Raw genomic sequence first — 13,419 nt, forward strand, 5'->3', positions numbered from 1 at the left:
CGCCCCGGCCGGCCGCCCCGGCTCTCCCGCGCGGAGATCATCACGGCGGCACGCCGGATCATCGACGAGGAAGGGGCCGGCAGGCTCACCATGCGGCGCCTGGCCAAGGAGATCGGCAGCACGCCGATGGCCCTCTACCACCACGTGCGCGACAAGGAGGAGCTGCTGCTGCTCCTCCTGGAGGACTTCGCGGGGCAGGCGCCACGGCCGTCCCTGCCGGCGGACCCGCGCGAGCGGCTGATCGCCGCGGCGAGCGCCATGCGGGACCTGCTCGCCCAGTGCCCGTGGCTGGTCGAAGTCCTCACCGCCGACGACCTGTTCGCGCCCTCGGCGCTGTGGTTCGTGGAGCACATCGTCGACGCGGCGATCGCCTGCGGGCTCACCCCGGAGCAGGCCGTGCACGCCTACCGGACCGTCTGGTACTACACGGCGGGGGAACTCGTCGTACGCGCCACGGCCGCCCGCCGGCGTGCGACCGACGAGCGGCCGACCTACCGTGACCAGGTGTTCGCCGACCTCGACCGGGCCGACCTGCCCCGCCTCGCCGCCCTCGGCCCGCGCTGGGCGGAGCTGACCGCCCAGGACACCTACGCCGCCGGCCTGCGCGCCCTGGTCGACGGACTGCTGACGGCGGGCGGGGCCAGAACGCCGTACACGAGCGGGGAATAGGCGTCCCCCAGCCCGCGCTGATCTTCGTGGAGGTACGACGATGACGACGACCGGAAGCAGCGGCACCGACTACCGCATCGAGCACGACTCCATGGGCGAGGTCCGCGTCCCCGCGCACGCCAAGTGGCGGGCGCAGACGCAGCGCGCCGTGGAGAACTTCCCCGTCTCCGGGCAGCGCATCGAGCGCGCCCACATCGAGGCGCTGGCGCGCATCAAGGGCGCCGCGGCGAAGGTGAACGCGCGGCTGGGCGTACTGGACAAGGACATCGCGGAGGCCATCCAGGAGGCGGCGCAGGAGGTCGCGGAGGGGAAGTGGGACGAGCACTTCCCCGTCGACGTCTTCCAGACCGGCTCGGGGACCTCGTCCAACATGAACACCAACGAGGTCGTCGCCACCCTCGCGAGCGAGCGGCTCGGCCGGGACGTGCACCCCAACGACCATGTGAACGCCTCCCAGTCGTCCAACGACGTCTTCCCCTCGTCGATCCACATCGCCGCCACCGCCGCCGTCACCCGGGACCTCATCCCCGCCCTCGACCACCTCGCCGGGGCCCTGAGCCGCAAGGCCGAGGAGTTCGCGGACGTGGTGAAGTCCGGGCGGACGCACCTCATGGACGCCACGCCCGTCACCCTGGGCCAGGAGTTCGGCGGGTACGCGGCGCAGATCCGGTACGGCATCGAGCGGCTGAACGCCTCCCTGCCCCGGCTCGCCGAACTCCCCCTCGGTGGCACCGCGGTGGGCACCGGCATCAACACACCGCCCGGTTTCTCCGCCGCCGTCATCGAGGAGGTCGCGCGCGCCACCGGGCTGCCGCTGACCGAGGCGCGCGACCACTTCGAGGCGCAGGGCGCCCGGGACGGCATCGTCGAGACCAGCGGGCAGCTGCGCACCATCGCGGTCGGCCTGACGAAGATCGCCAACGATCTGCGCTGGATGTCCTCGGGTCCGCGCACCGGCCTCGCCGAGATCTCCCTGCCCGACCTCCAGCCCGGTTCGTCGATCATGCCGGGGAAGGTCAACCCGGTCGTCCCCGAGGCCGTGCTGATGGTCGCCGCGCAGGTCATCGGCAACGACGCCACGGTCGCCACCGCGGGCGCCGCCGGCAACTTCGAGCTCAATGTGATGCTGCCGGTCATCGCCAAGAACGTGCTGGAATCGATCCGGTTGCTCGCCAACGTCTCCCGGCTGCTCGCCGACCGCACCGTCGACGGGATCGTCGCGCACCGCGAACGGGCCCGGGAGTACGCCGAGTCCTCGCCGTCCGTGGTGACGCCGCTGAACAAGTACATCGGGTACGAGGAGGCCGCCAAGGTCGCCAAGAAGGCGCTGGCGGAACGCAGGACGATCCGGGAGGTCGTCATCGAGAGCGGGTACGTCGAGCGGGGCGACCTGACCGAGGAGCAACTGGACGAGGCGCTGGATGTCCTGCGGATGACACGGCCGTAACGGACGCGCCCACGCCGGCGCAGCATGACGCGAACCGCAGCGTCAGATGGCCATGGCACCTAATATCTGTGCATGGCAGACGGTGATGTGATGAGACGCGTGGACAGGGACGGCGGTGCTGCGGCGGGCTTCTGGGCGCCCGGGACACAGGTCCTGTGGCGCTATCGGGTCAACGGTGGCGAGGGCTTCCACATCGCGCGGCCCGTCACCGTCGTCCGCGACGACGAGGAGGTGCTGGCCGCCTGGATGGCGCCCGGCACCGAGTGCGTCAAGCCCGTCCTCGCCGACGGCACGCCCGTGCACCGGGAGCCGCTCGCGACCCGCTACACCAGGCCGCGGACCGTGCAGCGCGACCGCTGGTTCGGCACGGGTGTGCTGAAGCTGGCCCGGCCGGGCGAGCCGTGGTCGGTGTGGCTGTTCTGGGAACCCGGCTGGCGGTTCAAGAACTTCTACGTCAACCTGGAGGAACCGCTCAGGCGTTGGGCGGGCGGCGTGGACTCCACCGACCACTTCCTGGACATCGAGGTGGGGCCGGACGGCAGTTGGCACTGGCGCGACGAGGACGAGTTCGCGCAGGCGCAGCGGGACGGGCTGATGGACGCCGCGCTCGCCGAGCGGGTGCGGGCGGCGGGGCGCGGCGCGGTCGAGGCGATCCGTGCCTGGGGGCCGCCGTTCTCGGACGGCTGGCCGGACTGGCGGCCCGATCCGGCGTGGACGGTTCCGCCGCTGCCGGACGACTGGGACCGTACGCCCGCGCATGTGTCCTCATGAGACCCTTGATGCGCCCCCGGGCAGGAAACGTAGGATCGTCCTCCGCAAGGGCGCGCGGATGCAACTGCCGGTGCGCACAGCGAGTCTGAACTGACGTCACCGAGGGGCGGGCAGGACGTGAGCGAGGGGTACCAGGGCGCCGCCGGAATTCCGTTCCCGGGGCAGGTATTGCGGGTATCGGCATGTCGGCGGGCGAAACTGCGTGCCCGGCGCGCAGCCCCGGACGGATGGATGCGACACGCGTGACGGAGCACCCCACCTCCTATGAGCGCCCCCAGACGGGCGTGGACCCCACGGACCCCCGCGGGGCGCTCCTGCGTACCTCCACGCCGGCGCGTGCGCCCGGCGCGGGGGCCTTACCGCTGCAGGGCGCCCAGGGCCGTACCGGGGACTCCCCGGGTACGGCCACGCCGGGCGGCACGGACGCGGCCGGCACCGGCCCCGAGCACGCCCAGCCGGCGGCGAGCGCCGAACCGGACGCGCTGCGGCCCCGGCCGGCGCCCGAGGCGCTCCAGGTGCCGGAGGCGTTCCCGCTCCAGCCGGGCGGGGAACAGGCCGCTCCCGGCGGGCCGGAGCGGCGCACCGGGCAGGGCCCCACACCGGGCCGGCCGACGCCGATGCGACGCGACGGCGACCGGCTGCGGTTCGTCGGGGCGGCGACCCGGCGCATCGCCCGCGGCCTGGACCTGGACGAGATCGTGATGGGGCTGTGCCGGGCCACCGTGCCCACGTTCAGCGACGCCATCCTGGTCTATCTGCGCGACCCGCTGCCCGTGGGCGACGAACGGCCCATGGGCCCCGTCGTGCTGCGGCTGCGCCGCACCGACCGGATACCGGAGGACCGGGACACGGAAGGCGGTTTTCCGCCACTTCCGCAGGCCCAGCAGCCGGAGCCGTGGGAGCTCGCCGACCTGGCGTCGGTGACGGCCGAGCTGTGCGAGGTACGGCCCGGCGGCGCGCTCGCCGAGGTGCTGCGCGGGGTGCGCCCGGTGTTCGCCGACGCGCCCGCCGCGCGCGCCGCGCTGCCCGAACTCCTCGGCGCCGGCGGTGAGCTCGTCGTGGCCGGCGGACAGCGCGCCATCCTGGCGCCGCTGCGCGGGCGGCGCCGGGTCATCGGCGCGGCCGTCTTCCTGCGCCGCCCCGACCGCATCGCGTTCGAGGGCGACGACCTGCTGGTGGCGGCCCAGCTCGCCACGCACAGCGCGCTCGGCATCGACAAGGCGGTGCTGTACGGCCGTGAGGCGTACATCGCCGACGAGCTGCAGCGCACCATGCTCCCGGAGACCCTGCCCCGCCCCACCGGCGTCCGGCTGGCCTCCCGCTACCTGCCGGCGGCGGAGACGGCGCGGGTGGGCGGCGACTGGTACGACGCGATCCCGCTGCCCGGCAGCCGGGTCGCGCTCGTCGTGGGCGACGTCATGGGCCACTCCATGACCAGCGCGGCCATCATGGGCCAGCTGCGCACCACCGCGCAGACCCTGGCCGGGCTCGACCTGCCGCCGCAGGAGGTGCTGCACCACCTCGACGAACAGGCCCAGCGCCTGGGCACCGACCGCATGGCGACCTGCCTGTACGCCGTCTACGACCCGGTCTCGCACCGCATCACCATCGCCAACGCCGGCCACCCGCCGCCCGTCCTGCTGCACCTGGGCGGCGAGGCCGAGGTGCTGCGGGTACCGGCCGGTGCGCCGATCGGCGTGGGCGGCGTGGACTTCGAGGCCGTGGAGCTGGACGCGCCCGCCGGGGCGACCCTGCTGCTGTACACCGACGGCCTGGTGGAGTCCCGGCTGCGGGACGTGTGGACCGGCATAGAGCAGCTGCGCGAGAAGCTCGCCGCGACCGCGCGGCTCACCGGCCCCGACCACCCGCCGCCGCTGGAAGCCCTGTGCGACGAGGTGCTGGACATGCTGGGCCCGGGCGACCGGGACGACGACATCGCGCTGCTCGCCGCCCGCTTCGACGGGATCGCGCCGAGCGACGTGGCGTACTGGATCCTGGAGCCGGAGGACGCCGCGCCCGGCAAGGCCCGCCGGCTGGCCCGCCGCCAGCTGGAGCGCTGGGGCCTGGAGGAGCACATCGACTCGGTGCAGCTGCTGGTCAGCGAGGTCGTGACGAACGCCGTCCGCTACGCTTCCCGGCCGGTCACGCTGCGGCTGCTGCGCACGAACGTGCTGCGCTGCGAGGTCGGCGACGACGTGCCGCAGCTGCCCAGGCTGCGGCAAGCGCGGGCCACGGACGAGGGCGGGCGCGGGCTGTACCTGGTGAACCGGCTGGCCCGGCGCTGGGGCGCGACCCGGCTGAGCACCGGCAAGGTGGTGTGGTTCGAGCTGAACCGCTGAACCGCTGAGCGGTCGTAGGAGAACGAGAAGGGCGCCCGGTGTGCACCGGGCGCCCTTCCGTGTCATGTCACTGCTGTGAGGTGCCGCCGCCGTGGCCGCCGAAGATCGGGTTCTCCGGCTGGCCGCTCGGCGTCCCGGACGGCGTCTGGGACGGCTCCTGGGTCGTGGGCGTCTCGGACGGCTCCTGGGTGGTCGGGGTCTGCGACGGCTCCCTGGTCGTCGGCGTCTGAGAGGGCTCCTCGGTCGTCGGCGACTCGGACGGCTCCTCGGTCGTCGGCGACTCGGACGGCGTGGCCGTCACGGTCGGCTGGACCGCGGCGCCCTGGTCGGTCTCCAGGTCGAACTCGCTGACGTCCGTCTGCACGCCGAAGGTGTAGTCGGCCCAGATCATCGCCGGGTACTTGCCGCCGTTGATGCGCTTCAGGCCGGTGGCGCCGTGCATCGACACGTGCTTGCCGTTCTCCGCCACGGATTCGCCGAACAGGCCCACGGAGGTGACCAGGTCGGGGGTGTAACCGGTGAACCAGGCCGACTTGTTGTCGTCCGAGGTACCGGTCTTGCCCGCCACCTTCTGCCCGTTGCGCAGCGGGTTCTCCCGCACCGAGGTGCGGGCCGTACCGTCGTCGATCACGCCGGTCAGGACCGAGGTGACCGAGTCGGCGGCGTTGCGGCTGATGACCTGCTCGCCGATCGGGTCGGGCAGCTTCACCGAGACGGAGCTGGACTCCACCTTCTTCAGCAGGGCCGGGGTGACCTTCTGGCCGTGGTTGTCCAGGGTGGCGTACACGCCGGCCATCTGCAGCGGGCTCGCGCCCATGGAGCCCAGGGTCTGCGCGGGCACGGCCTGCAGGTCCTTGGTGTCCATGCCGAGCTTGCCGGCGACCTCCATCACCTTCGGCATGCCGACGTCGACACCCATCTGCGCGAACACGGAGTTCACGGACTGGTTCATCGCGTTCTGCACGGTGATCGGCCCGTAGTCCTGGTCGTCCTCGTTCTCCGGGGCGAACCCGACCGGCGTGCCGTGGTCCAGGACGGGGCGCTTGCTGGTGCCGTCGTAGACCGTGCTCGCGCTGATCGCCTGCCCCTTCTGCGTCGTGGCGTCCTCGTCGAGCGCGGCGGCCAGGATGACGGGCTTGAAGGTGGAGGCGGGCTGGTAGTCGGTGCGGGTGGCGTTGTTCGTGTAGTGCTTGTAGTAGTCCACGCCGCCGTACATCGCCACGACCGCGCCCGTCTTGGGGTCGACCGAGACCGCGCCGGCCTGGACGTCCCCGTCCACCGGGCGGGTCTTCGGCTTCAGCTTGCTGGTCAGCTGCTCCTTGACGGAGCTCTCCAGGGCCGCCTGCTTCTTCTTGTTGATGTTCAGCGTGAGGGTCCAGCCGCCGCGGCCGACGAGGTCCTCGGCCTCCTTCATGTTCGCGGCGGTGCCCTGGGTGACGAGCTGCTTCTCCAGCTCCTTGTTGGCGGCCGCCACCAGGTAGCCCTTCTGGCCGCTGAGGCCGGGCGAGGGCTTGGGCCGCTTGGGGATCGGGAACTTCATGGCCTGGCGCTGGGAGGCGTCCAGCCAGTGCTCCTCGACCATGTTGTCCAGGACGTAGTTCCAGCGCTGCTGGACCAGCTTCTTGCCGGTGTCGGTGGCGGCGGCCCAGTCGTACTGGCTCGGCGCCTGGAGCAGCGCGGCGAGGTAGGCGCCCTGCTCGACGGTCAGCTGGTCGGCGTCGACGCCGTAGTAGGCCTGCGCGGCCGCCTGGATGCCGTAGGCGTTGCGGCCGTAGTAGCTGGTGTTGATGTACCCGGCCAGGATGTAGTCCTTGGACTTCTCGCGGTCCAGCTTCAGCGAGATGACCATTTCCTTCAGCTTGCGGCTGACGGTCTGTTCCTGGGTGAGGTAGTAGTTCTTGACGTACTGCTGGGTGATCGTCGAGCCGCCCTGGGCGCCCTTGCCGGAGAGCGTGTTGAGGATGCCGCGCGCGGTGCCCTTCACGTCGACGCCGGAGTCCTTGTAGAAGGTCTTGTTCTCGGCGGCGACGAAGGTGAGCTGTACCTTCTTCGGGACGTGCGCGAGGTCGACGACCTCACGGTTGACGTCGCCGTCGCGGGTCATGATCGAGCCGTCGCTGTACTTGTAGACGTTGCTCTGCGCCTTGGCGTCGGCGTTCCCCTCGGGGATGTCGATCACCATGTAGAGCACGACGAAGGCGCCGATGCCGAGCAGGAAGAGACCGAGGATCGTGCCGAGGATCTTCTTCCAGGTGAACAGCCGGCGTATGCCGCTCTTGCCGGTGCCGGCCCCCGACGAACGGCGGCGCTTGGGCGCCGCGCGGCGGCCCGCGCGCTGCCGCGCTCGTCTTTCTTCCGCTCGTCCCATGGGGTACTTCCTCGCTCCGCTTCGTTCTCGTCGGGTCTCGTCGGGTCTCGTCGGTCTCAGCAGACACAGGTGTGCCAGGGCTCAGGTCAGCTCAGAAAGCTAACACCGCCGGTTGTGACAAAGGGCGTCCGATCCTGTCTTTTGCGGACGTGACAATGAGCACCCCTGTCGGGGGAACCGACGCGTGGGGGTGGTTGAGGGTTGCCCTGGTGGGAAAAAGTGATATCACTTAGCTAGGTTCTAGCTAGGTTGTTGTTGGCTTCCAGGACGGGGGATGTCGTGTCTGCGACTTCTGAGATTGTTGATGTGCCCGAAATGCCCGCTCCTCGGGTGCGGGAGTTCGCCGCGCACAGCATCGGGGGCGGGCTCGCGCTGCTGCTCGGGCTGGTGGGGCTGCTCGTCGCGGCGGGTGCGATCGCGGGCGGGGCGGTGGCCACGGTGGTTGCCGTCAAGGGGGTGCTCATCGCCCTGGGCGTGGTGATCGGCCTGGCCTCGTTCCTGTCGCTGTGCGGGCTGAACATGGTGGCGCCGGGTGAGGCGCGGGTGGTGCAGCTGTTCGGGCGCTACCGGGGCACGATCCGCGAGGACGGGCTGCGGTGGGTGAACCCGCTCACGTCGCGCGAGAAGATATCGACGCGGGTGCGCAACCACGAGACGGCCGTGCTGAAGGTCAACGACGCCTACGGCAACCCGATCGAGCTGGCCGCGGTCGTGGTGTGGAAGGTGAAGGACACCGCGCAGGCCACGTTCGAGGTCGACAACTACCTGGAGTTCGTCGCCACGCAGACCGAGGCGGCCGTGCGGCACATCGCCATCGAGTACCCCTACGACGCCCACGACGAGAACGGGCTGTCGCTGCGCGGCAACGCCGAGGAGATCACGGAGAAGCTGGCCGCGGAGCTGCACGCGCGGGTCGAGGCGGCCGGGGTGCAGATCGTCGAGTCCCGGTTCACGCATCTCGCGTACGCTCCGGAGATCGCCTCCGCGATGCTGCAGCGGCAGCAGGCCGGTGCGGTGGTCGCGGCGCGGCGGGAGATCGTCGACGGAGCGGTGGGCATGGTGGAGGCGGCGCTGGCGCGGATCGCCGAGCGGGACATCGTGGAGCTGGACGAGGAGCGGAAGGCGGCGATGGTGTCGAACCTGATGGTGGTGCTGTGTGGGGATCGGGCGCCGCAGCCGGTGCTGAACACCGGGACGCTCTACCAGTGACGTCCCCTGATCCCTCGCCGGAGGGCCGGCGTAAGCCGCAGCAGCGCAAGCAGGTGCTGCTGCGGTTGGATCCGTCGGTGTACGACGCGTTGGCCCGGTGGGCGTCGGACGAGTTGCGGTCGGCGAACGCGCAGATCGAGTTTCTGCTGCGGAAGGCGTTGGGGGAGGCGGGACGGTTGCCCCGCGACGCGGGGCCGCTGCCGCGGAGGGGGCGGCCGCCGGGGGGTTCTTGAGCCCGTCGTGCGGGTGCGGGTTGCGTTGTGGTTGCTCGCGGGTGCCTGCGGCGGCCCGTTGCGGTTGCGTCGTGGCTGGTCGCGCAGTTCCCCGCGCCCCTTGAATGCCTGCGGCGGCCCGTTGCCGTCCGGTGGTCGGCTGATGTAGCGCCTTCTGTCCGGTGGGTGGGTCGGGGCCGGGGTGGGGGGTATCCGTCCTCGGTCCGGCCCACTGTCTCCGACACGGTGAGGGTCGGCGGTGCCGGCCGCTGCGGGCGGACACCCCCCACCCCGCCCCCTCCCCGCCGTCGGCGGCTGCGGCCCGCCGCCGCTACCGGTTCGGCTGCGGGCCGCCGCGCGGGGGCGGCACCTTTGCCCGCCTGGCGGCGGGCGCCGCCGCTGCGGGCAGTCGTGCCGCTGGGGGTCCCCCCTGCTCGAAGAGCTTGGGGGAGGCACCTCGTCGCGCCGGGCTGCGTGACCCACCCCCGGCCAGCCGCAGTTGGCCGGGGCTGTTTCGTAACCGTGACAATCGGCTCCGACCTGGGCCTGCGTACCCCGTGCCATCGGGTCTGCACTCGGCGTATACACGGGGGGTATACACGGTGTGTAGAGTCGGCGGCATGTCCATCGGTCACACCCTTCTGGGGCTCCTGGAGTCGGGACCGCGTCACGGTTACGACCTGAAGCGGGCCTTCGACGAGAAGTTCGGTCACGACCGGCCGCTGCACTACGGCCAGGTCTACTCGACGATGTCCCGCCTGCTGAAGAACGGCCTCGTCGAAGTCGACGGCATCGAGGCCGGCGGCGGCCCCGAGCGCAAGCGGTACGCCATCACCGAGGCCGGCGTCACCGACGTCGCACGATGGCTGGCGACGCCGGAGAAGCCGGAGCCGTACCTCCAGTCGACGCTGTACACCAAGGTCGTCCTCGCGCTGCTCACCCACCGCGACGCCGCTGACATCCTGGACACCCAGCGCTCCGAGCACCTGCGCAGCATGCGCATCCTCACGGAGCGCAAGCGCAAGGGGGACCTTGCGGACCAGCTGATCTGCGACCACGCGCTGTTCCATCTGGAGGCCGACCTGCGCTGGCTGGAGCTGACCGCCGCCCGGCTGGACAAGCTGCGCGAGGCGGTGGTGGCCCAGTGAACGCCCCCGCCGGTTCCCTGCTCGCGGCCGACGGGCTGCGCAAGGTCTACGGACCCACCGTCGCCCTGGACGGTGCGTCGTTCTCCATCCACCCCGGCGAGGTCGTCGCCGTCATGGGCCCCTCGGGGTCCGGCAAGTCGACCCTGCTGCACTGCCTGGCGGGGATCGTCACACCCGACGAGGGCACGATCACCTACGCCGGCAAAGAACTTTCGGCGATGAGTGACGCCGAGCGCAGTGCGCTGAGGAGGAGCGAGTTCGGGTTCGTCTTCCAGTTCGGCCAGCTCGTGCCCGAACTCACCTGCGTCGAGAACGTCGCACTGCCGCTGCGGCTCAACGGCACCTCCCGCAAGGAGGCCGAGCGGGCCGCCCTCGGGTGGATGGAGCGGCTGGAGGTCGAGGATCTGAGGAAGAAGCGGCCCGGTGAGGTGTCCGGCGGGCAGGGGCAGCGCGTCGCCGTCGCCCGGGCCCTCGTCACCGCTCCCCGGGTCGTCTTCGCCGACGAGCCGACCGGCGCCCTGGACTCCCTCAACGGCGAGCGCGTCATGGAGCTGCTGACCGACGCCGCCCGTACCGCCAACGCCGCCGTCGTCCTCGTCACGCACGAGGCCCGGGTGGCCGCCTACTCCGACCGCGAGGTCGTCGTACGCGACGGCAGGTCCCGGGACATGGAGCGCGTCGTATGAACCTGCGGCAGTGGGCCAGGGACCTGGCCCTGGGCGTGCGGTTCGCCTTCAGCGGCGGGCGTGAGGGCTGGATCCGGGCCGTGCTGACGGCCGTCGGCGTGGGCCTGGGCGTGGCGCTGCTGCTGCTCACCACCGCGATCCCGAACGTGCTGGCGGTACGGCACGACCGCAGCGAGGCCCGGGCCGACCTCTACACCGGCGAGGGCGTGCGCAAGTCGGACCGCTCCCTGGTGGTCGCGGACGCCGGCACCACCTTCCACGACAAGGACGTCATCGGGCGCGCGGTACAGCCCGAGGGGCCGGGTGCGCCGCTGCCTCCCGGGGTGGACGCCTTCCCGGCCAAGGGCGAGATGGTGGTCTCCCCCGCGCTGAAGAAGCTGCTGGAGTCCGACGAGGGCCGGCTGCTGCGGGAGCGGCTGCCGGAGCGGATCGTGGGCACCGTCGGCGAGAGCGGACTGCTCGGCCCGGCCGAACTCCTCTTCTACCGCGGCGCCGACGGGCTCGCCGACCAGGTCGACGGCGGCCGGGTGACCCGTCTGGAGCACTTCGGCAACCCCAACGCCTCACCCGAGCGCATGGACCCCGTCCTCCTGCTGCTGGTCCTCGTCATCTTCGTCGTCCTGCTGATGCCGGTCGCCGTGTTCATCGCCGCGGCCGTACGGTTCGGCGGCGAGCAGCGCGACCGGCGGCTGGCGGCACTGCGGCTGGTCGGCTCCGACAGCCGCATGACCCGGCGCATCGCGGCCGGTGAGGCGCTGGGCGGCGCCTTGCTCGGACTGGTCCTCGGCACCGGGTTCTTCCTGCTCGGCCGTCAGGTGACCGGGTCCCTGGAAGTCCTCGACATCAGCGTCTTCCCCAGCTTCCTCAACCCCTCCCCGCTCCTCGCCGCCCTGGTCGCCGTGGCGGTGCCCGCGGCGGCGGTCCTGGTCACGCTGTTCGCGCTGCGCGGCGTCGTCATCGAGCCGCTCGGTGTGGTCCGTACGGCGAAGCCCGCCCGGCGCCGGCTGTGGTGGCGCCTGCTCCTGCCGCTGGCCGGCCTGGCGCTGCTGTACCCGATGGTCGGCTACGGCCGTGACCACGGCGACTTCAACCAGTACCTGGTGACGGGCGGCGTCCTCCTGCTGCTGGTCGGCGTGACCGCGCTGCTGCCGTGGGTGGTGGAGACGGTCGTCGCCCGGCTCGGCTCCGGCGGGGTCGCCTGGCAGCTCGCCGTGCGCCGCCTCCAGCTGAGCAGCGGCAGCGCGGCCCGGATGGTCAACGGGATCGCGGTGGCGGTGGCCGGCGCGATCGCCCTGCAGATGCTGTTCGCCGGCGTCGAGGGCGACTACACCCGTGACACCGGCCGCGATGTGACGAGGGCCCAGATGCAGGTGACCCTGCGCTCCGGCAACGACCTCAAGGGCGCCGCCGAGAAGTTCCGGCGCACCCAAGGCGTGCGCCAGGTGACCGCCCTGTCCGAGGTCACCGTCGGTGCCGGCGCCAAGGACCCGGACCTGGGCAGCGAGTTCATGGTCGGCGACTGCGCGGCCCTGCGCGAGGTGGCCGCACTGCCCTCCTGCCGCGACGGCGACATCTTCGCCGTGCGCGGCGGCGAGTACGACGAGGGCCAGACGGCGAAGCTCTCCCGGCCGGGCGGCGTGCTGTACATCGACCCGTCCTACGGCGGCGAGCGGGGCCGTGAGATCCCCTGGCACGTCCCGGCGAACCTGAAGCAGGCCGACTCGATCGACGACCCGAACGGCATCAGGCGCTCGGGCTTCCTCTTCACGCCGAGCGCGCTGCCCGAGCGGGCGGCACCGGCACTGACCGGCCAGTTCTTCCTCACCTTCGACCGCTCGGTACCGGACGCCGTCGAGTACGCCCGCAACACCACGGCCCGGATCGACCCCATGGCCGACGCCATGCTGTGGGCGTCGACCCGGCAGGCCCCCAAGTTCGCCGCCATCCGCACCGGCCTCTTCGTCGGAGCGACCTGCGTCCTCGCCCTGATCGGCGCCAGCCTGCTGGTCTCCCAGCTGGAGCAACTCCGCGAGCGCCGCAAACTGCTCTCGTCCCTGGTCGCCGTAGGCACCCGCCGCCGTACCCTCACCCTGTCGGTCCTGTGGCAGACGGCCATCCCCATCACCCTCGGCCTCCTCCTGGCCATGGCGGTGGGCATGACCCTGGGCGCCGTCCTCCTGCGCATGACGGCCACATCCGTCCACGTGGACTGGTCGAGCGTCCTGTCCATGACGGGCGTCGGAGCGGCGATCGTCCTGGCCGTGACCCTCCTCAGCCTGCCGCCCCTCCTCAAGCTGATGCGCCCGGACGGACTGCGCACGGAGTAGCCACCCGCGTACGGCGGCAAGGGGCCGGGGCGGGGGTGTCCGCCCGCAGCGGCCGGCACCGAGACACGGTGAGCGTGTCGGAAACAGCGGGCCGGACCGAGGACGGACACCCCCCGCCCCGGCCCCGCCTTGACCACCGGCCGTAGGCGCTACGCCCGCCACAACGCAACAGCAACGGGCCGCCGCAGGCACTCAAGGGGCGCGGGGAACTGCGCGAGCAACCACAACGAAACCCGCAGACAA

The 13,419-nt window shown here is 71.9% G+C and carries 10 protein-coding genes; 9 read left to right on the forward strand and 1 reads right to left on the reverse strand.

Annotation, left to right across the window (positions count from 1 at the left end):
- The 4 genes from C3489_RS19740 to C3489_RS19755 all read left to right on the forward strand — a co-directional run.
- Window positions 1-669 (forward strand): TetR/AcrR family transcriptional regulator (locus C3489_RS19740; protein ID WP_103783206.1); only part of this gene is annotated, 669 nt, incomplete at its 5' end.
- A 40-nt stretch (window positions 670-709) separates the two neighbouring features.
- Window positions 710-2,116: an aspartate ammonia-lyase gene (locus C3489_RS19745; protein ID WP_103783207.1), complete on the forward strand. Its 1,407-nt coding sequence runs from the start codon at window positions 710-712 to the stop codon at window positions 2,114-2,116.
- A 90-nt stretch (window positions 2,117-2,206) separates the two neighbouring features.
- A complete protein-coding gene (locus C3489_RS19750; protein ID WP_103783208.1) occupies window positions 2,207-2,887 on the forward strand; it encodes a DUF402 domain-containing protein in 681 nt (226 codons plus the stop codon).
- A 227-nt stretch (window positions 2,888-3,114) separates the two neighbouring features.
- The gene (locus C3489_RS19755) at window positions 3,115-5,226 is read left to right on the forward strand and encodes an ATP-binding SpoIIE family protein phosphatase (RefSeq protein ID WP_181139752.1); all 2,112 of its coding nucleotides are present in this window, start codon (window positions 3,115-3,117) and stop codon (window positions 5,224-5,226) included.
- A gap of 67 nt (window positions 5,227-5,293) precedes the next feature.
- Here C3489_RS19755 and C3489_RS19760 read toward each other — a convergent pair whose 3' ends face one another.
- Window positions 5,294-7,594 (reverse strand): transglycosylase domain-containing protein, encoded by a 2,301-nt coding sequence (locus C3489_RS19760; RefSeq protein ID WP_103783210.1) that lies wholly within the window; start codon window positions 7,592-7,594, stop codon window positions 5,294-5,296.
- Window positions 7,595-7,909: 315 nt separating this feature from the next.
- On the opposite strand from C3489_RS19760, the gene C3489_RS19770 reads away from it, so the two are divergent.
- The 5 genes from C3489_RS19770 (at window position 7,910) to C3489_RS19795 (ending at window position 13,176) form a co-directional block, all read left to right on the forward strand.
- Entirely contained in the window at window positions 7,910-8,803 is an 894-nt protein-coding gene (locus C3489_RS19770) for an SPFH domain-containing protein (protein ID WP_103783211.1), read from the forward strand.
- Window positions 8,800-9,036 carry a hypothetical protein gene (locus tag C3489_RS39430; RefSeq protein WP_103783212.1) on the forward strand — a complete coding sequence of 79 codons (237 nt, stop codon included), beginning with the start codon at window positions 8,800-8,802 and terminating at the stop codon, window positions 9,034-9,036. Before C3489_RS19770 ends, C3489_RS39430 begins: the two co-directional genes overlap by 4 nt.
- 599 nt (window positions 9,037-9,635) lie before the next feature.
- Window positions 9,636-10,163 (forward strand): PadR family transcriptional regulator, encoded by a 528-nt coding sequence (locus tag C3489_RS19785; RefSeq protein ID WP_103783213.1) that lies wholly within the window; start codon window positions 9,636-9,638, stop codon window positions 10,161-10,163.
- Entirely contained in the window at window positions 10,160-10,849 is a 690-nt protein-coding gene (locus tag C3489_RS19790) for an ABC transporter ATP-binding protein (protein WP_103783214.1), read from the forward strand. The genes C3489_RS19785 and C3489_RS19790 overlap by 4 nt, the downstream gene beginning before the upstream one ends.
- Window positions 10,846-13,176, forward strand: coding sequence for an ABC transporter permease (locus C3489_RS19795; RefSeq protein ID WP_103783215.1), 2,331 nt, complete (start codon window positions 10,846-10,848; stop codon window positions 13,174-13,176). Before C3489_RS19790 ends, C3489_RS19795 begins: the two co-directional genes overlap by 4 nt.
- Window positions 13,177-13,419 lie beyond the last annotated feature (243 nt).

Origin of the sequence: Streptomyces sp. Ru71, from assembly GCF_002920535.1 — a bacterium.
In the GTDB taxonomy this organism is placed as follows: Bacteria; Actinomycetota; Actinomycetes; order Streptomycetales; family Streptomycetaceae; genus Streptomyces.